Source organism: Bacillus sp. RE35, from assembly GCF_052146655.1.
Taxonomy (GTDB): domain Bacteria; phylum Bacillota; class Bacilli; order Bacillales; family Bacillaceae_G; genus Bacillus_A; species Bacillus_A cereus.
This window is the reverse complement of record NZ_CP197377.1, coordinates 3029313-3049834: the sequence shown is the minus strand read 5'-3', so window position 1 is coordinate 3049834 and position 20522 is coordinate 3029313. Positions and strand designations below refer to the sequence as shown.

The following is a 20522-nucleotide window of genomic DNA, read 5'->3' as shown; positions in this document are numbered from 1 at the left end:
TTAAGAAAATAAGCAAGATAAAAACCTTACAAATTTTAGCGTGTTATATGGTATAGTGAGAAAGTATGTTTGGGGAGAAGGAAGGAGATTATACGATGAATACAACTACTCAAACTCCTTCATTATCGGAAACGATGAAAGAGTGGCATTATGCATTAGCATATGAAATTAAACATTGGAAAACGATAGGTGGTAGTAAAATTTCTATCATGAATGGTCGTTTTTTATATACAGATTATGAAAGTACAGTATACGTATTTCAGCTTATTTCGGAAGTAAGCTTACCTGAAGGTTCACCGATTCGAATTGAGTTCGATGGTGAGGAAGCGACAGGAGAAGTATTATCTGTACATGGATTAGAAATAGAACTGAAATTAAATGATTATATACAAGGTGAAATAAGAGAGGCGGTTTTATACAGTGAACCGTGGCAACTTTTAGAGCAACTGCAAGAGCGATTGAAAGAAGCACGTAAAGATAAGCTGAAACGTAATCGTATAAAGCGTCTTGTTGATGGGACGAGCAGCCCGAAACATATTGAGAAGATGAAAAATCCAAAAAATGAACTGGCATATCGCGCGTTTTATAATCCGACAACGTACGTATGGGGACCGCCGGGAACAGGGAAGTCTTACAATTTATCACGTATTATTTCGGCCCATTATCAAAAAGGAAAATCGGTACTTGTGTTAGCTCATAGTAATGCGGCAGTAGACGTATTAATGAGTGAAGTAACGAAGCAAATTGAGAAGAAAAAGAAATGGACGCCTGGCGAAATTGTTCGTTACGGTTATAGTCAACATGAACATATACGAAATCATGAAACGTTACTTGCATCTAAGTTAGTTGAAACGACGAACGGATCATGGGGTGAGGAAAGACTCTACTTGGAAGAGACACGCCAAGAGCTTCGTGAAAAAATCTTATCGTATAAGGCAACGTCCTCTGATAAGAAGCGTATGCAGGAGATTGAAAGTGATCTTCGAAAGCAAAAGGCTAAAATTAAAGAAGTAGAAAAAGAATATATTGAAAATGCGAAAGTAATCGGCGCAACTTTATCGAAATGTGCCATTGATGCGCTAATTTATGAGCGTACATTTGATTTAGTTGTCGTAGATGAGGTGAGTATGGCGTTCGTTCCGCAAATTGCATTAGCTGCTTCACTTGGAAAACGTATCGTCGTTTGCGGTGACTTTTTACAGTTACCTCCAATTGCGATGGCAAATCATGAACTCGTTCGCAAATGGCTTGGGGAAGATATGTTTTACCATGCTGGGATTGTTGAGTCTGTTAATAAATCAGAAGCACACCCAAACCTATTTATGTTGCAGGAACAAAGACGTATGCATGCGGATATATCGAAGTTTACGAATTCGTTTATTTATAAAAATAGAGTATACGATCATCCGTCTGTTTCAGAGCGTAAAGAACTTGCGCAATTGCAGCCGTTTGCAAATGAAGCGAGTGTTTTATTTGATACGAGCCAAATGGGAGCTTTTTCGTTAAAAGATGCTGCTTCTGGTTCACGTTTTAACATTATGTCTGGTTTAGTAGCAATGCAAATGATGTTAATCGGATTGTTAGACGGTGTTCAATCAATTGGTATTGTGACACCTTACAGGGCGCAGTCACGCTTTTTATCGACGTGTATTAGAGAAATGTTGCAGAGAACGAAATATCAAAACATACCAGTTTTAGCGGCGACAGTTCATAAGTTTCAAGGTTCTGAAAGAGATATGATGATTTTTGATACAGTGGACAGTTATCCGCAAGAACGACCTGGCGTATTATTCTTTGATCACAAAAACCATCGCCTCGTCAATGTAGCAGTGACAAGGGCGAGAGGGAAGTTCATTCAATTATCAGATTGCCATTATATGCGTAAAAACCTTTCGAGAAAACAAGCGTTATCACAATTAACAGCTCATATAGAACGTCACGGAGATGTGTATGATCGCACGACATCAAGACAATTGTGGGAACGAAAAATATCGAAACGTTTACGCTGGTTTATGGAAATGAATCTTGAGGAAACGAAAGGGCTATTAAAAGATATTTTAGCAGCAAAACGAAAAATTATTATTTCACTTCCAAGTACAAAACAAGTGGATAAGCGAGTATGGCAAGCGTTAATGCGCACAAATGCACAGATAACAGTTTATAGTGACGGACCAGTTCCACTGAAAAATGTAAAGTTACAAAGACAAAATAAAGCTTTCCCGTTTATCGTAATTGATGATGAAATCTTCTGGGCAGGCGCACCGCTTACATCTCAAATGATGTTTGAAGGTAGTACGGAATTTCCGTACGTATGTGCAAGACTGCAAGCACCTGAGACAATTGGTGTATTAAAAGGATTTTTAGATATTCGGTAAATTCGGATAGGAATTCCTTGACTTTTACTTGGAATAAACTTAGAATAAAAAATAATTTAATATAATTTTATGAAAATTCTTATCACGAGAGGTGGAGGGACTGGCCCTATGATACCTCGGCAGCGGATTCGCTATGAATACTGTGCCAATTCCAGCAAGGTAACTTGAAAGATAAGAAAGAAGCTCATTTTGACTGTATATACAGAAGCCTCTTTCTATCTTTTAGAAAGAGGCTTTTTTACGTGAAAATAAAAGGAGGAAGAAAAATGGGAGCGACAGGAGTAGCGTCACAAAGAAAAACAATTGAAGAGAGTATCGAAAGAAATAAGGAAAAGTACATAGAAACAAGTCACGATATTCATGCGAATCCGGAGATTGGAAACCAAGAGTTTTACGCATCAAGAACGTTAAGTTTATTACTAGGTAGTGCAGGGTTTCAGTTGCAGCACAATATAGCTGGACATGAAACGGGATTTATCGCGCGAAAAAGCTCTGGAAAACAAGGACCGGCAATTGCATTTTTAGCGGAGTATGACGCTTTACCAGGATTAGGCCATGCGTGTGGTCACAATTTAATCGGCACAATTAGTGTTGCAGCAGCAATTGCATTATCAGAAACACTTGAAGAAATTGGCGGAGAAGTTGTCGTGTTTGGTACGCCAGCAGAAGAAGGCGGGCCAAATGGTAGCGCGAAATCAAGTTATGTAAAGGCAGGTTTATTTAAAGACATTGATGCGGCGCTTATGATTCATCCGAGCGGAAAAACAGCGACAACGAGTCCTTCACTAGCAGTCGATCCACTTGATTTTCATTTTTACGGAAAAACAGCTCACGCTGCAGCTTCGCCAGAAGAAGGGATTAACGCATTAGATGCGGTGATTCAGCTCTATAACGGTATTAATGCACTTCGCCAACAACTCCCGTCAGACGTGAGAATTCATGGCGTCATTACAGAAGGAGGAAAAGCACCTAACATTATTCCTGACTACGCTGCAGCAAGGTTCTTCATCCGTGCAGCAACGCGAAAAAGATGTGCAGAAGTAACAGAAAAAGTAAAAAATATTGCTGAGGGAGCAGCGTTAGCAACAGGTGCAAAAGTAAAAATCCATCAATTCCAAAATGAAATCGATGAATTACTCGTAACAAAAACATATAACGATATTGTAGCGGAAGAACTAGAACTATTAGGTGAAGATGTAAATCGTAAAGAAAGAGTAGGAATCGGTTCAACCGACGCAGGAAACGTAAGTCAAGTCGTACCGACAATTCATCCGTACATTAAAATCGGACCAGATGATTTAATTGCACATACGAATGAATTTAGAGAAGCAGCACGTTCAGAACTTGGAGATAAAGCATTAATTACATCGGCAAAAGCATTAGCAAATACGGCGTATCGATTAATTACGGAAGAAGGGTTGTTAGAGAAGGTGAAGGAGGAGTTTAGAGAGGCGCAGAGGAATCAAGGGTAAGGGGATTAAGGTACTTTTTTCGAATAGCAATCTAAATAATAAGTAGAGATATAAAAAAGAACATTGAAAATCAATGTTCTTTTTTTGTTACTAATCATTGATTCTGTTGGATTTTCTCATAAAGGAAAAGCTTTTACTGTTAGCGGAGGATAATACGTATCCTTTATTAGAATGACAATTTCTCCTCAAACTCACTCTTTAAAACAATTAAAGGAGATGACAAGCCAAATTGCATTAAGGAGTCTAAAAATGCAGCGAGAGAATCCATCGAATCGCTCATGACCTTCATCATATAATTAAATTCCCCACTAATTCGAAATAAATCTGTTACTTCAGGAGCTGCATTACAATACTGGATAAAATCAGAGCATTGGCTCGTTTTAAACATGATGAATGCTTGAATGTTTTTATTAATTTTTGCAGGCTCAAATTTCGTTCGATAAGCCGCTATAACTCCTTGATCTTCAAGCTTGTTAATACGTTCTTTTACAGCAGGTTGCGTCATGGATATAATTCGTCCTATTTCTGAAACAGAAATTCTCGCATTTTCATACAGCAAGTTCATAATTTTATGATCGATTTCATCCAGTTTTACGGCGTTTTGCATTGTGTAGCCTCCTTATTTTTGTTTTCTAAAGTAAATTACGAATTATAACTATAATATCATAAGCGAACGGACTAAATTCCCTATAAATCTATATTTAAAATGATGGGTGTTTACATGAAAATATAAGTATAGGTTTTTATCAAACGGAAATTTAGGAAGGATGGAAAAAATGAAGAATCTTGATGGGAAAGTAGCGTTAGTAACAGGAGCGAGTCGCGGAATTGGCCGTGCGATTGCGATGAGATTGGCGAAAGATGGAGCATTAGTTGCGATTCACTACGGTCGAAATAAGGCAGCTGCAGATGAAACGATTAGTGAGATTGAATCTAATGGAGGAAAAGCGTTCTTAATTGAAGCTGAACTCAATTCAATTGATGGTGTCAAAAAGCTAGTAGAACAGTTAAAGCATGAATTACAAATAAAAGTTGGTACATCAGAGATTGATATTTTAGTAAACAATGCAGGGATAGGTACACAAGGAACGATTGAAAATACGACAGAAGAAGTTTTTGATGAAATCATGTCTGTAAATATGAAAGCACCATTCTTTTTAATCCAGCAAACATTACCATTAATACGAGCAGAGGGCCGTGTGATTAACATTTCATCAGCTGAAGTAAGGCTTGGTTTTACAGGCTCAATTGCATACGGCTTAAGTAAAGGTGCGCTTAATACGATGACACTGCCTCTAGCTAAACATCTTGGAGAAAGAGGTATAACAGTGAATACAATTATGCCTGGATATACGAAGACAGATATCAATGCAAAATTGCTAGATGATCCGGAAATACGAAATTTTGCTACCAACTCATCTGTGTTCGGACGAATAGGGCAAGTTGAAGATATTGCAGATGCAGTAGCATTCCTTGCTTCTTCTGATAGCCGCTGGGTAACGGGGCAGATTTTAGATGTTTCTGGTGGGTTTTGTTTATAGGGTCACTACTCCATAGCCATCAAGCTAATCTAGTAATTTATAGAAAGATAGGCATACTAAAGAAGTCTATTAAAACGTGATTTTTTCGCTAGGCAACTTGAATCAGGGGACATTTCTTTTTCTTAAGTTGACGGGTATGTATGGTGCCCCCGATTAGACGATAGTGAATGAACAATTTCGGGGTTCAGTTCAACTTTATTCAAAATAAGATTTTTTTGCAGTAAAATCAATGTTAGTGGAACTTTTTTAATCAAACTTTTTTAAAAATTAACATAAATACTTGCAATATTTAAATTAGTACTATATAGTTCTAGTTATGACAAAGATAAAATTAATGAATCAAAAACGTGTGATTGAAGTAGCTGCAACATTATTTTTAGAAAAAGGGTTTGCTTATACAAGTATGGATGAATTAGTACGTGTAAGCAAAGTTTCAAAGTCTAATGTGTATTATCACTTTTCTAATAAGGAAGTATTATTAGAAGGGGTCGTTGATTATTGGATTGAAATGTATCAATCTGCAATTGATGACATACTTTCTCAGAACCAATTTTTAGTTGAAGATCGTATCCAACTGTTTTTAAAGCAATTATCACAAGGAGTTCAGTCGAGGGAGTATAAGGGGAGCTGTCCATTTATTACTCTTTATATTCAAAGTCCTAAACAGGCCACGCAAATAAAAGAAAAAATAGGTCTTTTTTTTACAGGATTACAAAAGAAAGTTTCTCTATTACTTAAACAAGGGGTAGAGAATGGAGAATTCAGAAATACGATTAATATTGATGAGGTTGCATCACTTTTTATTACAAATCTTGAAGGAGCGTTATTTATTTCAGAAACATTGAAGGATGCAACTGTAATCACGAAAACAGCAGATCATTTTTTAAAATTGCTTCGATAAAAGAAGCATTTTTTTTACATCAAATTAGTACTAAGTAGTACTAAAAGGGGGATTTTATATGAGAACAGTATTTTTAACTGGTGGAACAGGCTTTATTGGAAAACAATTAGTAAAAGAATTAGCCAAAGAGGATGTTAAAATTCTTCTTTTAGTGAGGTCGAAAAATAAAGCAACACGCCTTTTTCAAGAAAGAGGCATCTTAAAAAAGGAAGTTATGCACTTTATTGAAGGTGATTTGACGAAAATAGATTTAGGTCTAAGTGCTGAAGATAAGGAGAGGGTATTGAAAACGGATGTGATTATTCATGCAGGAGGCCCCATGGATATTCAAGCGACAAGTAAAGAGGCAGCTTCCGTATTTTTAAATGGCGCCAAACATATTAGTGAATTAGCTAAAAGTATTCATCAATTGAAGGGTTTGCAACAATTTATTCATGTTGTAGGTTATATGAGTCCCTTTGATGATAAAAATAGCAAGATTGCAATTGATGTGTTTAAAGAAGGAAACAATTATTTGAAAATAAAAAATCCATATGAGAGAACAAAATTTTTAGCAGATCTTTATATCCGTCAGCAGGCATCAGCAGTAGGTTATCCGCTTTCTGTAATTAATCCGCCAACTATAGTCGGTAGTAGTAAAACAGGGAGTACAGAGCAGATAGCAGGATTAGGTTTGCTTGTGATGAGTATGCGAAGAGGGCTCATGCCAGTGATTCCTGGAGGTAAGGGATATAGGTTACCACTTATTTCAAACGATGAGCTTGCGAAGTTTATTGTGCAGGTTTTCAGATTGGAGCAACCGACTATTCAAACATATACACTTGTTGAAGACAAACAGCACGATCAAAACATTGCTGAATTATTAAGTATTATGTCGGAAAGTATGAATATGAGGGCACCAAAAATCTCTGTTCCAATGCCATTTATGAAAGCAATTATGAATAGTGGAGGAAGTAAAATAACAAAAATTCCTTCTGATGGACTGAATTTTATTACAAAACAAAAATTTTCAAATGTTTCAGCAAAAAAAATTATGGGAGGAGATTGGTTTAAGAAGACGAGTGTAATGAAATTTTTCCCTGCTGTAGTAGCTGATCTGGATTATCGAATGATGTATCAAAATGGCCGGCATAATCATTTATTTAAACGAACATTATGCGATAACACTACCCTTTACCAATTACAAGGAAAGGGTAAACCGTTTATATTATTACATGGTTTATTGAGTGATGGAGAGGATTTATTTCCTTTAGCACAAGAGCTTCATGAAAAAACTGGTCAACCTGTATGGATTTTGGATCTTCCAGGTTTGGGACGTTCTCCTTTTAAACGAGAGAAAAATCTTCTAGATATCTATTTGAATGTAGTGAAAAAGTTATTGGAGAAAGCTACGAATGGTGCACATCTAATTGGCCATTCATTCGGTGCGTTTATTCTTCTGGAAGCGTTGGTACAAGAGTACATAGATAAGAAGTATTCAATCACTTTACTTCAGCCACCTGTTGCTAAAAAAAATGCTAAATCGCTAAATGTTCCTCAATTTATGAACAAATGGACATTAAAATTGGCAACTACTAATTTGATAGAGCGTTATTTATTAAGTAATGGTTTGTTTGAAAGTATGGAGAGCATTCCTGAACATTATATTGAAAAAATAAGAAACAGTTTTACTTCTCCCAGAATTTTAAATACTACGGTCCAGCTTAACAGTTTACTACTAAAAAATGATCAAGGTGATTTCAATGAAGTAACAAAGTATAACCTTCACATTATTTGGGGGGATTATGACAGAGGCTATTCTGCTCCATCGCATCTTGGTAAGGTTGATTTTGTTCCATATGGCCATCATTTTCCTCTTAGCCATCCGAGTGAAACGGCAACATTAGTAATAAAAAATAGTAATAGTAGCAGATGAGAGTGTGGGATAAATAAAAAGTGTGTAGTAAGATCGTTGTGTCTTTGAAATAAAATCGTACTGTTTGGAGTCCCGCGAACAAGACGCGAATTTTGCACGCTAAGCAAAAAAACAATAAGCTGTCTACATGGACAGCTTATTTACATTATTCTCGTTATTGGAAGTTATTTTTAACTTTTCCTGATCTGAAAGAGTCAATCTTTTTTTGATTATATAATTTATCAATAATTATTCTTTTTTCTCCGGCTGATAGGAAAGAATAACGACACCTGAACTGGTCGTTCTTGTTTCGATCAGTTTTAAAGCCTTTGTATCGTTTCCGGTTTTAAAGAGATGCTTTCCGCTTCCCACGATAATAGGATTGACCATAAAATGATATTCATCAATGAGGTCGTGTTGCATCAATGTTTGGATAAGCTCACCACTACCATAAATTAAAAGGTTCTGACCGGGCTGTTCCTTCAATTTCGATATTTCTTCTACAATATTACCCTTGATAAGATTTGCATTCCATTCGGTTTTTTCTAAAGTTGTTGAAGCAACAAATTTAGGCATGCTGTTCATCTTATCAGCAAAACCTTCTTCATCAGTCATAGAAGGCCAGGCAGCTGCAAAACCTTGATAGGTTACTCGCCCTAGTAGAAGAGCTTCACTTTCAAACAGTAAATCGGATTGAAACTTTGCTACTTCTTCATTGAAATATGGAGCAGTCCAAGCTGGTTCCTCCATGACACCATCTAGTGAGAGGTACATCGATACAATTATTTGTCCCATTTTATTCTCCTTTAATTTTAAATTGAGATTTTTACATATTGGTAACACAATTATTAATTCTCCAGCTAGAGAAATTCTCCCTTTTTAATAGTTTCGACAAAAGTTATTAATATATGTTTCGGAATAACTCAATATATATTAATAACTTTGAAATATTGTATAACTTCTAATTTTTATGCATTATTGATTAGAATTGCTTATTGTGCTAACGAATCAGGATAGTGCGGAGACCGACCAACTAAATAGTTGCTTATCCTCAATTATTAGAAGGAAAGTTCTATCATTTCGCGAATTTATTAGACATAGACGAGTGCTATAATTTTCTATATCTACATATAAGAGGTGACTACGCATGAATCAAAGACCGTCAGAAGAAGAATACGCCGGAAGCTCCGGCGAATATATCCGTTTGGTGCCGGACGGTAACATCATCGACATTCTGCTCGCCCAGGAAAAGCAAATGACAGAGCTCCTGGCATCGTTGACCGAAAGCCAGGCCACATATCGGTATGCGGAAGGAAAATGGACGCTGAAAGAAGTCGTGGGCCACATTACAGACGCGGAACGCGTCATGACCTACCGCCTGCTCCGGTTCGCAAGAGGGGACCAGACGCCTCTGACTGGTTTCGATCAGGAATTATTCATACCTCCTTTCGGAAGCTGGACAACCGCGCAATTGGCCGAAGACTACCGGGCCGTACGGCAATCAACGATCACATTGCTGCGCGGGCTACCGGCTGAGGCGTGGACCCGCAAGGGCACAGCCAACAACCTAAGCATTACGGCGCGCGCCCTCGCGTACGGCGTCGCAGGACACGAACTTCATCACATGGCGGTCATCCGAAATCGGTATTTGAGTTAATCGCCGGCTGAGGCCATTAGAATGGAACTAACACCTATCATACAATCTTTTAGATACCGTTCTTATGGGGGACCCGCCCCACAACCATCTTAGACAATTTTTGAAATTAAAAGCACGTTACTATTCTCTTATGTTAATGAGAATAGTAACGTGCTTTTTATGAATATGCACCAAAAACAAGAGCATATCGATTTTTCTCATTTTGGGGTATTTGTTTTTCTTAGATTGAGGGTGATGGGGCACTACTCTATAATGATCAAATTAAAATTTAAAATAGTTATAGAGACTCCATTTCTCGGAAATATTGTAACTATTAAGTTGTAAAAAGAACCATAGTTTTTCATTTTTGAAAAGGTTATGGTCTTTTTTAATTGTAACAAAGATATGATGCGAGGAAGTTTTTTAGATAAATCAAAAAAACTTGATTAATAAGTTGCATATAGAACTCATCTACGTATATACTATAAACATCAAAAAAAGTTGATGAAGGGAAGTGAACTACAGTGGCACAAAATTTTCAGCACTATGAGAAAAAATTTAAAGCGTTGGCGGATCAGAAACGTTTAGAAATCATGTATGAACTTTGCCAGCGAGGACAGACGTGTGTATGTGATTTAACAGAAGTTTTTGAAATGACGCAATCTAAATTATCATATCATTTAAAAATTTTATTAGATGCAGGTTTGATTGTAAAAGAAACAAAAGGTACGTGGAGTTATTATGATTTAAATGATGCGGAAGTGAATAATTTATTATCAGAAGAATTGTGCTGTATCTTTAGAAAAACAGGGAAAGGTAGTTGCTGTTAAAATTTTGAGTTATTAATCAAAAAAAATTGATTAATGATATATAAAAAGGAGGAATAAGGTATGAGATATGTTCACGTCGGTATAAACGTTACGAATTTAGAGAAGTCTATTGAATTTTATGAAAAGGTATTTGGTGTTTCACCAGTTAAAGTGAAAACAGATTATGCAAAATTTTTATTAGAGACGCCAGGACTTAATTTTACGCTGAACGTACGAGATGAGGTGAATGGAAATCAAGTAAATCATTTCGGTTTCCAAGTGGATACAGCTGAAGAAATTACATTACATAAAGAACGATTAGAAAAAGAAGGTTTCTTTGCGCGTGATGAGATGGATACGACTTGTTGCTATGCAGTGCAAGATAAGTTTTGGGTAACAGATCCAGATGGGAATGAGTGGGAATTCTTTTATACGAAAGCAGATAGTAATGTTCACAAAATTGAAGAGTCATCTTGTTGCGCGACTTCAAATGAGGTAGCTAAAAATTCTTGTTGTTAATAGGAGATGGAAAATAAAATGAAACGTTTATCTTTTCTAGACCGATATTTAACACTATGGATTTTTCTAGCGATGGCTGTTGGGATTGGTTTAGGGTTTGTGTTCCCTAGTGTAGTAGACGGACTGAATACATTACAGGTTGGAACGACGTCTATTCCGCTTGCTGTTGGTTTAATTGTAATGATGTATCCACCGTTAGCGAAAGTTCGCTATGAGGAAATGGGCCGAGTATTTAAAGATGTAAAAGTGTTAGTGCTATCTTTAGTACAAAATTGGATTATTGGTCCGGTACTTATGTTTGTGTTAGCAATTATTTTTCTTCCTGATAAACCAGAATACATGGTTGGTCTCATTATGATTGGGTTAGCACGTTGTATTGCAATGGTCATTGTTTGGAATGACCTTGCTGATGGGGATAAAGAGTATGCGGCAGGTTTAGTTGCTTTTAATTCGGTATTCCAAATGCTCTTTTTCTCAGTTTATGCATACGTATTTGTAACTGTAATTCCAGAATGGTTAGGGATTGAAGGTGCTATTGTCGATATTACAATGATAGAAGTAGCAAAATCAGTATGTATCTATTTAGGAATTCCTTTTATAGCAGGTATGTTGACACGCTTTGTACTAGTTAAGTTAAAAGGAAGACAGTGGTATGAAAAAGTGTTTATACCTAAAATTAGTCCACTTACATTACTTGCATTGCTATTTACAATCATCGTTATGTTCTCTTTAAAAGGAGAGATGATTGTTAGCGTGCCACTAGATGTGGTAAGAATAGCGATTCCGTTATTAATCTATTTTATTGTAATGTTTTTTGTTTCTTTCTTTATGGGAAGAAACATTGGTGCAAACTATCCGGTGACGACAACGTTAGCATTTACAGCAGGTAGTAATAACTTTGAGTTAGCAATTGCTGTAGCAGTTGGTGTGTTTGGTATTCATTCGGGCGCAGCATTCGCAGCTGTCATTGGACCGTTAGTCGAAGTACCTGTCATGATTGCACTTGTAAATGTCGCTTTTTGGTTTAAACGTAAATATTTTAATGATCAATCAACTTAAAAACAAAGGTGGAAAACAACATGGAAAACAAAAAAACAATCTATTTCTTATGTACAGGAAATTCATGCCGAAGCCAAATGGCAGAAGCGTGGGGTAAACAATATTTAGGAGGTAAGTGGAATGTATATTCTGCAGGAATCGAAGCACATGGAGTGAATCCCAATGCGATTAAAGCAATGAATGAAGTGAATATCGATATAACAAATCAAACATCAGATATGATTGATACAAACATTTTAAATAATGCTGATTTAGTCGTTACACTTTGTAGTCATGCGGATTCTGTTTGTCCTTCGACACCTTCGCACGTAAATCGTGTTCACTGGGGATTTGATGACCCGGCAGGAAAAGAATGGTCTGAATTTCAACGTGTTCGCGATGAAATTGGTGAACGTATAAAACGATTTTCTGAAACAGGTGAGTAAATAAAGGAAAGAGTCAATCTTCTATTGTGTTGGAGATTGGCTCTTTTTTATTATGTATTTCATTTACTTATCGCATCGCTTTAAAACTACTCTTAGTAAAGATACAGAATATTATGTAAAAATGGTAAAGTTAGAATAGAACAGTTTAAAAAAGGGGTGTAACGTATGATCTGTGAACTAAGCAAGGATGATTTTTATAGGTGTAATCGTTTAGTGAATGAACAAGGTCAATTAGAGGTACGTGCTGTAATTGCAGGAGTGAATCCTGGTCGTATATTTGTAGATAACGTGACTTCTCCTAATTCGGGACTCATTTGGTTAGGTAATAATGATGGCTTCTTCTTTATTGGAGATGCTGAAAATGAAGAGTTTAATAAAGAAGTGAATCGTTTTATTAATCATGTAATAGTACCTGAGGCGAGGAAAGTAGGATTAGATTGCTTTGAAGGAATCGGGAATCATTCGAAGTGGAATAAAACAATCGAAAGAATATTTCAGCATCGTAAATTAAAGAGTTGGAATCAAAGAGTGTATATGCTAGGAAAAGAGGATTATGAAAATCATCATGAGCCTAAATTTGAACAGAGATATACTGTACTGAAAATGAGTAAAGCTCTCTATGAAAATAATAATAATACATTTAAGAACATTGATTTTTTACAATCAAAAATTTTAGAGTTTTGGTCTTCACCGGATTCTTTTTTCAATGAGGGGATTGGCTATTGCATTGTTTATGATGATTTAATTGTGAGTGTTTGTTTTTCAGGATGCGTCTTTGAAAATATACACTGTATAGATATTGAAACGATAGAAGGTCACCAAGGGAGAAAATTAGCTCAAAAGATAGCGCATAGTTTTGTGAAAGATTGTTTGGAGAATGATATTATTCCATATTGGGACTGTATGGAATTGAACAAGCCTTCTGTTGCAGTTGTAGAAAATGTAGGGTTTACAAATGTATTTAACTATGTGGGATATTATTTTTTATTTGAATAATCTAGGTATACTTTACAATTTACACTTTGAGATTGTCCAATTATTATATATATCTACAATTTAAAAAAGAAAGCATATGAGGTGTGCGAAAATGAAAATACAAATAGTATGGTTTGATGGTTTCGGAGAACTTGTCTCTTTCGCACCGTTTGAGGTACTGAAAAGAGCGATAGAAGAAGGGGCTCAATTTATAGTTGAATTCGTTTCGAGTGAACAAAAGAAGGAAGTTACTACCTCGTTTGGAGTTACAGTTAAACTACATGATTTTTTACGAAGGAGAATCGTCCAGATTTGTTAATTGTACCTGGTGGTGGCTGGAATCATAAAGCAGAGCATGGGGCACGAAAACAAGCAGAGCTTGGAACTTTGACTAAAATGATTAGCGAGATGCACAATGCAGGAACAATCGTTGCTGGTGTGTGTACAGGGGGTATGCTATTAGCTGCCTCTGGTATATTGAACGGTCGAAAGGCAACGATGCACTGTTTTGCACAGGATGAAATGAGTGAATACGGGGCAGAGCTTCTTCATTACAGAATTGCGGATCAAGGGGATATTATCACTGCAAGAGGGGGCACTTCAGGAGTTGATTTGGGACTTTGGATCACGGAAAGATTCGCAAGTCCTAAAATTGCGGCTGCTGTTGAATACAGAATGGAATATGAGAGGCGAGGTGTTGTTTGGAAGTAATTTGACTTCTTTTTTATCCCGCATTAACGGGCAGTAAGACTCCCACCACAAAATTCAGCGAATGGGAGGGCTGCCCGTAAAAAAACAATGGATATGTACTAATAATCAGTGGGGATGACAAAACTCCTACTGATTAAAGTTTCATTTTATAAATTTTACTTTATTAAAAGTTGATTTGTTAGAAAGGATAATCATTTATTGCTATAATGAATGGATGCGTGGCAGGAAATAGATAGAAAGATACTGCTAGTAATTTATACTTCAAATGTAGGGAGATTGAACAGAGTTATGGGGAATGAAAAGGAAATTAGTTCCGCTAAATTAATATGGAAGATGACGCGCCCGCATACATTAACGGCGACGTTTTCTCCTGTAATTTTAGGGACAGTGGCATCACTTTATGTTGCCAAAATTGATTGGCTTTTATTTATTGCGATGATGCTTGCATGTTTAGCGCTGCAAATAGCAACGAACTTATTTAATGAGTACTATGATTTCAAACGCGGATTAGACACTGCTGAATCTGTTGGCATCGGTGGCGGAATTGTCCGTCATGGATTGAAGCCAAAAAATGTGTTAACAGTTGCGCTTTTATTATATGTCGTAGCAGCTTTTATTGGCATTTATATTTGTATGAATAGTAGTTGGTGGTTAGTGGTTATTGGTTTAATTGGGATGGCAGTTGGCTATTTATATACAGGCGGTCCATTACCAATTGCGTACACCCCGTTTGGAGAATTAGTTTCTGGGTTGTTAATGGGGACATGTTTTGTACTCATTGCTTTCTTTATTCAAACGAATACTGTAACGATTGAAAGTGTATTGATTTCCATTCCAATTGGAATTTTAGTAGGTGCAATCAATATGTCAAATAACATCCGGGATATCGAAGAAGATATTAAAGGTGGAAGAAAGACATTAGTAATCCTCCTTGGGAGAGAAAAAGCTGTGGTAACACTAGCGGTAGCCTTTTTCATTGCGTATTTATGGATTGCCGTAATTGTATTAATGGGTTATATAAGCCCTTGGGCATTAGTTATGTTTTTAGGTTTGAGAAAGCCAATTTCTGCGATTCAAAGTTTCCAAAAAGGGGCAAAGGATCCTGGATATATGCGCATCGCAATGAAATCAACAGCGATGACAAATACGATTTTCGGCTTCTTGTTGTCAGCAGGATTATTAATTAGTTATTTGTTTTAAATAACTTAACCCCAATTTCTCGATTTTAATATAGAGAAATTGGGGTTTTATTTTGAGTTTTTTACGTTATAAACTATTATCATTTGAAATGTATATACCAATAAATTGCAACTTCATCACTTGTCTTATCCAAACCTTTATAAACAAGAAAATCACACCCACCAATTACAAATCCGCATTTTTCATAGAACTTACATGCTGCGACATTATTATTTTGCGTTTCAAGCATGATACCTGGCATATTTCCTTTTTTTGCCCACTGCTTTGCTTGATCAACTAATTTTTTGCCAACTCCGATTGTACGATATTTTTTATCTACCGTTATATCTTCTATGTAAGCATAGTGGTTCCAATTCTTTTTCAATACCATTAATCCAATGATTTGGTTATGTAACAGAGCTATGTAAATGACTTGATTAGGTTTATTTATATATTCATTGTAAGCCAGTTCTTCATTATCATCTTGATTTTGTAAATAACTTTTTTCATAACTCGGAACGTCTTCTACTGTATATTCTATGCGTCTATTTCCTTTGGAAAGAGAAAGAATTAACCGAGCATTCACTATAAAACTGTCATCAATCTCCGGGAGATTATCTAAATCATTTGTTTCTAACTCTCTAATTACAAGGTTCATCGGAGTACCTCCACATAATAATATTTCTTCTAGTTCTTCATTTGGTTCAAATGAATTCCAATTACAAAATTATAATAGAATTTCAATAGTACGGCCATCTCTGTATTTTATCTTTATACCGACATGCTGTTATCTTGATGTGAAAATGTTATTTAGAAAGAGTAGTATTTTTTATTTTGGATGTATATCCAGTTTTCAAATTTAACTGTAGTAGAGAAACAAATATTTTTTTTAAGAGTGGATGTAATAGGCTATTCTTTAACTAATTTCGACATTATCTGCATTTTATCTTCACCTTCCTCTATTAATCTATTTATTGTAAATATCAGCTGAAGTTAATGTTTAGCTGCATAAATAATGAATATGAAAATGAGTAGGGAAAGGATCGAAACATAATGAAAGAATCACAAAATAAGAAAAAAACAAGTGGAGTAACTAAGGCAATACTATCTCTAGGAGTTGTTTTAGCAACGACCTTTTTCACGTTCTTTTTAATAGGGAAATGGAACTCTATCCCAGCGAAAGGGGTAGCTAATGAAAATATTAGGCTAGCTAATACGCAAGAACAAGGAAAGAAAGAGGACACATTGCTGGCAAAACAGAAAAGAGCTGATGGAAAACCAGTAGGAAAGGTTGTTTATTTAACATTTGATGACGGTCCTAGCGAATTAACTGGCAAATTTTTAGATGTACTAAAAGAGCAACATGTTGCTTCGACATTTTTTATGCAAGGTAGCAATTTACAGAATACTGGTTTTCAGGAAAATGTAAAACGAGCAGTAAAAGAAGGACATTATATTGGTGCACATAGTATGACACATAATAGTGATAAGCTATACAAAAAAGGACAATTTGTAACGGAGATGAAAGAAACGTTAGCTCTTATTCATAATATTACAGGTACAACTCCTAAACTAGTCCGTCCCCCATACGGATCTGCACCAGGATTAAAGGGGCAGGACATTCGTAACAAAATTGTAGAAGCAGGAATAAAAGTTTGGGATTGGACGATAGATTCAAATGATTGGAAATTAAAAGGTAACCCACAGCAAATTATAGAAAATGTAAAGCGTACAACAACAGAAGATGTGGAAGTAGTTCTAATGCATGAAAAACTACAGACATTACAAGCGCTTCCGGAAATTATTAAATTTTATAAGGAAAAAGGATATGAATTCGGGGTATACAATGAAGCGGATCATTTTCAACTAAACTTCCAGAAAGATCAACGTCTATAGTATCAAATAAATAAATTAAGAGCATGTTCTGATTTATCTTTCTTCAGAACATGCTTTTTTTTGCTCGCTTCTATAAGCTTATTACTACCAATTTAACAAAGCAGAATTTACAAGTTACTTTATGGATACCTCATTTTAGAATAACTAACTTATAGAAAAAATTGAATAATTTTCATGTGTAAGGAAATTTTAAGAAGGATATAGAGGGGATATTTTCCTTTTGTTTTCTAGATAAATGATTACTTACAAAAAAACATTTAGTGGAACGGTTTTTTAAAGCTATTCTGTCAAGAAATTACTAACAATTGGGTTCAAAACATAAACCACTCGATAAATGGGGTAGTATGATGAAAAAACTTAGTAGAAAGCGTTTGAGAAAAGATATTCAGGAACTTGAGAGTGCAAGTATGCTGCTCCAAAATGATCAAGAGTGCGAACTCAAGCAGAGTGTATCTGCGAATGAAGAAGTTTTGAGACAAGTTTTTGAAAATTGTTCCGATATTGTTTTTCGTCCAATAATCATAGATAGTCAAAATGAAATTCTTTTTATTTATATAGATGGATTAGTTGACACTAAAGTTGTGGAACAAGTTGTTTTGAAACCAATGATGTTCGAAGGTCTGCCTAGTGGAGTAAAGAGTGTGGATTCGGTAGGAGAAATTATACAAAATCAGCTAATTGCGGTTTCTCAAGTAAAGACAATCTCTAAAGTTCGTGAGGTTATAGAAGCAGTATTGAAAGCGAATATTGTCATTTTAACAGAAGGAGAAAGTCAAGCTCTAGTCGCTGATTTAAAAGGTTTTGAAAAACGAGGTGTTGAAGAGCCGGCTGCCGAGATCTCTGTTCGTGGCCCTCGGGACGGGTTTACGGAAACGATAAGGGTCAATACGAGCCTGATTCGCCGAAGAATTCGAAGCCAAAAACTAAAAATGGAACCTTATTCGATTGGGGAATTGTCACAGACAGATGTGGTAATTGCTTATATTGAGGGAATTGCACCTGATTCGGTTTTGGATGAAGTTCGCCAAAGGGTAAAGCGAATTCAAATTGATGGAGTATTGGAGTCAGCTTTCATTGAAGAGTTTATTGAGGACCAACCCTTTTCACCCTTTCCACAAATTCAAAATACTGAGCGGCCAGATGCGGTTTGTGCAAGTTTATTAGAGGGGAAAGTCGCCATTTTAGTAGATAACACACCTTTCGTTTTGATTGTTCCTATGACATTTTGGACTGGTCTACAAGCAGCGGAGGATTATTATGAACGCTCCATCTACACAACTTTTGTTCGATGGATACGTTTAATATTAATTAATATTTCATTATTTCTTCCTTCTCTCTATGTTGCTATTACAACCTTTCATCCTAAATTAATACCGACAAATTTGCTTATTAGTATTGCAGCTGCGCGAGAAGGCATTCCGTTCCCGGCTGTCATAGAAGCGCTAATGATGGAGTTTTTATTTGAAGGCTTGAGGGAAGCGGGGGTTCGGTTACCAAAACCTGTTGGATCAGCAGTTAGTATTGTCGGAGCACTTGTTATCGGGCAAGCTGCTGTGCAAGCAGGTATTATTTCCGCACCTTTGGTCATTGTTGTGGCGACGACCGGTATTGCGTCATTTGCGTTCCCGCGCTACAACTTAGGAACAGCTTACCGGATGTTACGCTTTCCGATGCTGTTATTGGCAGGGATGCTCGGGCTATACGGTGTTGCAATAAGTACCCTTGCGATTTTGATTCATTTAACTAACATTCGTTCTTTTGGCATTCCGTATTTAAGTCCAGTTGCACCACAGACTCCTCGTGATTTAAAGGATGTTTTTCTCCGAACACCTCGTTGGAATATGACCCACCGCCCAATAATGGTATCTGGTGAAGAGAAAGTCCGTTTTCCAGGTGGACAAAAGCCAGATGAGAAACGGGGAGGGGAAACAGAATGAGCCTGCACAAGGCACTCTGTATGATACTGGTCATTTCTTTATGCTTCTTGACGGGATGTTGGGATCGGACAGAATTAAATGATTTGGCAATAGAATTAGGATGGGGACTTGATCAAGCGAAGAATAATAAGATTGAAATTAGTGCTCAGTTTATTATTCCATCAAAAATGGGGATGGGACAGAGCGGAAGAAGTAATGCAGGAAAAGCGTTTTTTACAGAATCGGGAACGGGAAGGGATACACATGAAGCTATACAAATGATGCAAACAAAAATGTCGAGAGAAATTTTTCGAGGGCACCAGCGTGTAATATTGATTGGAGAAAAAATGGCTAAAAGTGGTCTTGCTCCAGTTTTAGATGCATATAGCCGCGATCCTGATATTCGATTACGAGCAGGTGTGTTTGTCATAAAAGGGAATACTGCAAAAGATTTTCTGAAAGCATCCATCCCTTTAGAGTCTATCCCGGCACTTGGGGCACTTAAAGAGCATATGCAAATAGAGGCAGCAGGAGATATGTCTTTATTAAATTTTCTTATTGCTGGTACGAGTGATGGAATCACCCCGATTTTGCCCGTTATTAAACTAAATGTGTCTCATAAAAAAGGGAAAACCGTGGTCAAAGGGTTTCAAATTGTAGGCGGTGCTATATTTAACAACGATTTCAAATTGGTAGGATACTTGAACATGCAGGAATGGTTAACTACTCTTTGGATAGTGAATCGTTTAAGTAAACAGACAGTTACAGCAACGGCCTCTAAAGGAAATGGTAGTGCAAGTTTATATATGACAAAGATCAATAGAAAAATCATACCTACTATACAAGGGGACACAATTAAGTGTGACATTGTTTTTTCTGGTGAAGGAACAATTCAGGAGAACAATACGAATTTAGATCTTTCGCAGCCAAAAAATCTTACTCTTTTAGAACATGTATTGGAAAAACAGTCCGAAAAGGAAGCTCTCCAAACTATTAAAAAGGTTCAAAAACAATACGGAACCGATATCTTTGGATTTGGAGAAGCCATTCATCAAAAATATCCATCCGAATGGAAAGGGTTAAAAAAGAATTGGAGTAAACAATTTCGAAAAGTGGAGGTTTCTGTTCATACACAGCTCACTATTCGGCGAGTAGGACTGACTGGACCACCGTTGCAGTTGAAGAAAAATGAAATGAAAAAATAAGGAGGAATA

18 protein-coding genes, 1 pseudogene and 1 riboswitch are annotated in these 20522 nt (G+C 36.4%); of the genes and pseudogenes, 16 read left to right on the top strand and 3 right to left on the bottom strand.

Annotation, left to right across the window (positions count from 1 at the left end):
- Nucleotides 1–65: 65 nt before the first annotated feature.
- Both ACTL4X_RS15705 and ACTL4X_RS15700 read left to right on the top strand, forming a co-directional pair.
- On the top strand, nt 66–2375 hold the full coding sequence (locus tag ACTL4X_RS15705; protein WP_140161584.1) for an AAA domain-containing protein: 2310 nt from the start codon (nt 66–68) through the stop codon (nt 2373–2375).
- A gap of 76 nt (nt 2376–2451) precedes the next feature.
- Nucleotides 2452–2553: riboswitch (SAM riboswitch) on the top strand.
- 88 nt (nt 2554–2641) lie between these two features.
- The gene (locus ACTL4X_RS15700) at nt 2642–3847 is read left to right on the top strand and encodes a M20 family metallopeptidase (protein ID WP_086400852.1); all 1206 of its coding nucleotides are present in this window, start codon (nt 2642–2644) and stop codon (nt 3845–3847) included.
- Nucleotides 3848–4013: 166 nt separating this feature from the next.
- On the opposite strand, the gene ACTL4X_RS15695 is transcribed toward ACTL4X_RS15700, so the two are convergent.
- Nucleotides 4014–4454: an Lrp/AsnC family transcriptional regulator gene (locus ACTL4X_RS15695; protein ID WP_001178563.1), complete on the bottom strand. Its 441-nt coding sequence runs from the start codon at nt 4452–4454 to the stop codon at nt 4014–4016.
- 169 nt (nt 4455–4623) lie between these two features.
- Between ACTL4X_RS15695 and ACTL4X_RS15690 the strand changes: the two genes are divergently transcribed.
- The 3 genes from ACTL4X_RS15690 (at nt 4624) to ACTL4X_RS15680 (ending at nt 8204) form a co-directional block, all read left to right on the top strand.
- A complete protein-coding gene (locus ACTL4X_RS15690; protein WP_140161583.1) occupies nt 4624–5388 on the top strand; it encodes an SDR family oxidoreductase in 765 nt (254 codons plus the stop codon).
- Between the two features lie 334 nt (nt 5389–5722).
- Nucleotides 5723–6289 (top strand): TetR/AcrR family transcriptional regulator, encoded by a 567-nt coding sequence (locus tag ACTL4X_RS15685; protein WP_001072312.1) that lies wholly within the window; start codon nt 5723–5725, stop codon nt 6287–6289.
- A 58-nt stretch (nt 6290–6347) separates the two neighbouring features.
- Nucleotides 6348–8204: an alpha/beta fold hydrolase gene (locus tag ACTL4X_RS15680; protein ID WP_146718364.1), complete on the top strand. Its 1857-nt coding sequence runs from the start codon at nt 6348–6350 to the stop codon at nt 8202–8204.
- A gap of 228 nt (nt 8205–8432) precedes the next feature.
- On the opposite strand, the gene ACTL4X_RS15675 is transcribed toward ACTL4X_RS15680, so the two are convergent.
- On the bottom strand, nt 8433–8978 hold the full coding sequence (locus ACTL4X_RS15675; RefSeq protein WP_071740578.1) for a dihydrofolate reductase family protein: 546 nt from the start codon (nt 8976–8978) through the stop codon (nt 8433–8435).
- A gap of 352 nt (nt 8979–9330) precedes the next feature.
- On the opposite strand from ACTL4X_RS15675, the gene ACTL4X_RS15670 reads away from it, so the two are divergent.
- From ACTL4X_RS15670 to menA, 8 genes and pseudogenes are all read left to right on the top strand, one after another.
- Complete coding sequence (locus tag ACTL4X_RS15670; protein ID WP_001076319.1) at nt 9331–9840, top strand: DinB family protein; 510 nt, start codon at nt 9331–9333, stop codon at nt 9838–9840.
- Between the two features lie 503 nt (nt 9841–10343).
- Nucleotides 10344–10649: an arsenical resistance operon transcriptional regulator ArsR gene (gene arsR / locus ACTL4X_RS15665; protein ID WP_071740795.1), complete on the top strand. Its 306-nt coding sequence runs from the start codon at nt 10344–10346 to the stop codon at nt 10647–10649.
- A gap of 60 nt (nt 10650–10709) precedes the next feature.
- The gene (locus tag ACTL4X_RS15660; protein WP_001271022.1) at nt 10710–11147 is read left to right on the top strand and encodes an ArsI/CadI family heavy metal resistance metalloenzyme; all 438 of its coding nucleotides are present in this window, start codon (nt 10710–10712) and stop codon (nt 11145–11147) included.
- Nucleotides 11148–11165: 18 nt separating this feature from the next.
- Nucleotides 11166–12206 carry an ACR3 family arsenite efflux transporter gene (arsB, locus tag ACTL4X_RS15655; protein WP_000826563.1) on the top strand — a complete coding sequence of 347 codons (1041 nt, stop codon included), beginning with the start codon at nt 11166–11168 and terminating at the stop codon, nt 12204–12206.
- Between the two features lie 20 nt (nt 12207–12226).
- Nucleotides 12227–12631: an arsenate reductase (thioredoxin) gene (gene arsC / locus ACTL4X_RS15650; protein WP_000428364.1), complete on the top strand. Its 405-nt coding sequence runs from the start codon at nt 12227–12229 to the stop codon at nt 12629–12631.
- A gap of 165 nt (nt 12632–12796) precedes the next feature.
- On the top strand, nt 12797–13627 hold the full coding sequence (locus ACTL4X_RS15645; protein WP_071740794.1) for a GNAT family N-acetyltransferase: 831 nt from the start codon (nt 12797–12799) through the stop codon (nt 13625–13627).
- A gap of 91 nt (nt 13628–13718) precedes the next feature.
- Nucleotides 13719–14317 (top strand): annotated as a pseudogene (locus tag ACTL4X_RS15640) (DJ-1/PfpI family protein).
- 288 nt (nt 14318–14605) lie between these two features.
- Nucleotides 14606–15517: a 1,4-dihydroxy-2-naphthoate polyprenyltransferase gene (gene menA / locus ACTL4X_RS15635; protein ID WP_000526090.1), complete on the top strand. Its 912-nt coding sequence runs from the start codon at nt 14606–14608 to the stop codon at nt 15515–15517.
- A gap of 79 nt (nt 15518–15596) precedes the next feature.
- On the opposite strand, the gene satA is transcribed toward menA, so the two are convergent.
- Nucleotides 15597–16154, bottom strand: a complete 558-nt coding sequence (gene satA / locus ACTL4X_RS15630; protein ID WP_071740793.1) for a streptothricin N-acetyltransferase SatA — start codon at nt 16152–16154, stop codon at nt 15597–15599.
- A gap of 395 nt (nt 16155–16549) precedes the next feature.
- Here satA and ACTL4X_RS15625 point away from each other — a divergent pair, with 395 nt between their 5' ends.
- The 3 genes from ACTL4X_RS15625 to ACTL4X_RS15615 all read left to right on the top strand — a co-directional run bounded on the left by ACTL4X_RS15625 (nt 16550) and on the right by ACTL4X_RS15615 (nt 20513).
- A complete protein-coding gene (locus ACTL4X_RS15625) occupies nt 16550–17392 on the top strand; it encodes a polysaccharide deacetylase family protein (RefSeq protein WP_071740792.1) in 843 nt (280 codons plus the stop codon).
- Between the two features lie 344 nt (nt 17393–17736).
- Nucleotides 17737–19329 (top strand): spore germination protein, encoded by a 1593-nt coding sequence (locus ACTL4X_RS15620; RefSeq protein ID WP_063245400.1) that lies wholly within the window; start codon nt 17737–17739, stop codon nt 19327–19329.
- Entirely contained in the window at nt 19326–20513 is a 1188-nt protein-coding gene (locus ACTL4X_RS15615) for a Ger(x)C family spore germination protein (protein WP_071740790.1), read from the top strand. The genes ACTL4X_RS15620 and ACTL4X_RS15615 overlap by 4 nt, the downstream gene beginning before the upstream one ends.
- Nucleotides 20514–20522: the final 9 nt, after the last annotated feature.

Coding starts and splice junctions, on each gene's coding strand:
- ACTL4X_RS15705 (WP_140161584.1), top strand. CDS start 66: ATGTTTGGGGAGAAGGAAGGAGATTATACGATGAATACAACTACTCAA.
- ACTL4X_RS15700 (WP_086400852.1), top strand. CDS start 2,642: ATGGGAGCGACAGGAGTAGCGTCACAAAGAAAAACAATTGAAGAGAGT.
- ACTL4X_RS15695 (WP_001178563.1), bottom strand. CDS start 4,454: ATGCAAAACGCCGTAAAACTGGATGAAATCGATCATAAAATTATGAAC.
- ACTL4X_RS15690 (WP_140161583.1), top strand. CDS start 4,624: ATGAAGAATCTTGATGGGAAAGTAGCGTTAGTAACAGGAGCGAGTCGC.
- ACTL4X_RS15685 (WP_001072312.1), top strand. CDS start 5,723: ATGAATCAAAAACGTGTGATTGAAGTAGCTGCAACATTATTTTTAGAA.
- ACTL4X_RS15680 (WP_146718364.1), top strand. CDS start 6,348: ATGAGAACAGTATTTTTAACTGGTGGAACAGGCTTTATTGGAAAACAA.
- ACTL4X_RS15675 (WP_071740578.1), bottom strand. CDS start 8,978: ATGGGACAAATAATTGTATCGATGTACCTCTCACTAGATGGTGTCATG.
- ACTL4X_RS15670 (WP_001076319.1), top strand. CDS start 9,331: ATGAATCAAAGACCGTCAGAAGAAGAATACGCCGGAAGCTCCGGCGAA.
- ACTL4X_RS15660 (WP_001271022.1), top strand. CDS start 10,710: ATGAGATATGTTCACGTCGGTATAAACGTTACGAATTTAGAGAAGTCT.
- arsB (WP_000826563.1), top strand. CDS start 11,166: ATGAAACGTTTATCTTTTCTAGACCGATATTTAACACTATGGATTTTT.
- arsC (WP_000428364.1), top strand. CDS start 12,227: ATGGAAAACAAAAAAACAATCTATTTCTTATGTACAGGAAATTCATGC.
- ACTL4X_RS15645 (WP_071740794.1), top strand. CDS start 12,797: ATGATCTGTGAACTAAGCAAGGATGATTTTTATAGGTGTAATCGTTTA.
- menA (WP_000526090.1), top strand. CDS start 14,606: ATGGGGAATGAAAAGGAAATTAGTTCCGCTAAATTAATATGGAAGATG.
- satA (WP_071740793.1), bottom strand. CDS start 16,154: ATGAACCTTGTAATTAGAGAGTTAGAAACAAATGATTTAGATAATCTC.
- ACTL4X_RS15625 (WP_071740792.1), top strand. CDS start 16,550: ATGAAAGAATCACAAAATAAGAAAAAAACAAGTGGAGTAACTAAGGCA.
- ACTL4X_RS15620 (WP_063245400.1), top strand. CDS start 17,737: ATGATGAAAAAACTTAGTAGAAAGCGTTTGAGAAAAGATATTCAGGAA.
- ACTL4X_RS15615 (WP_071740790.1), top strand. CDS start 19,326: ATGAGCCTGCACAAGGCACTCTGTATGATACTGGTCATTTCTTTATGC.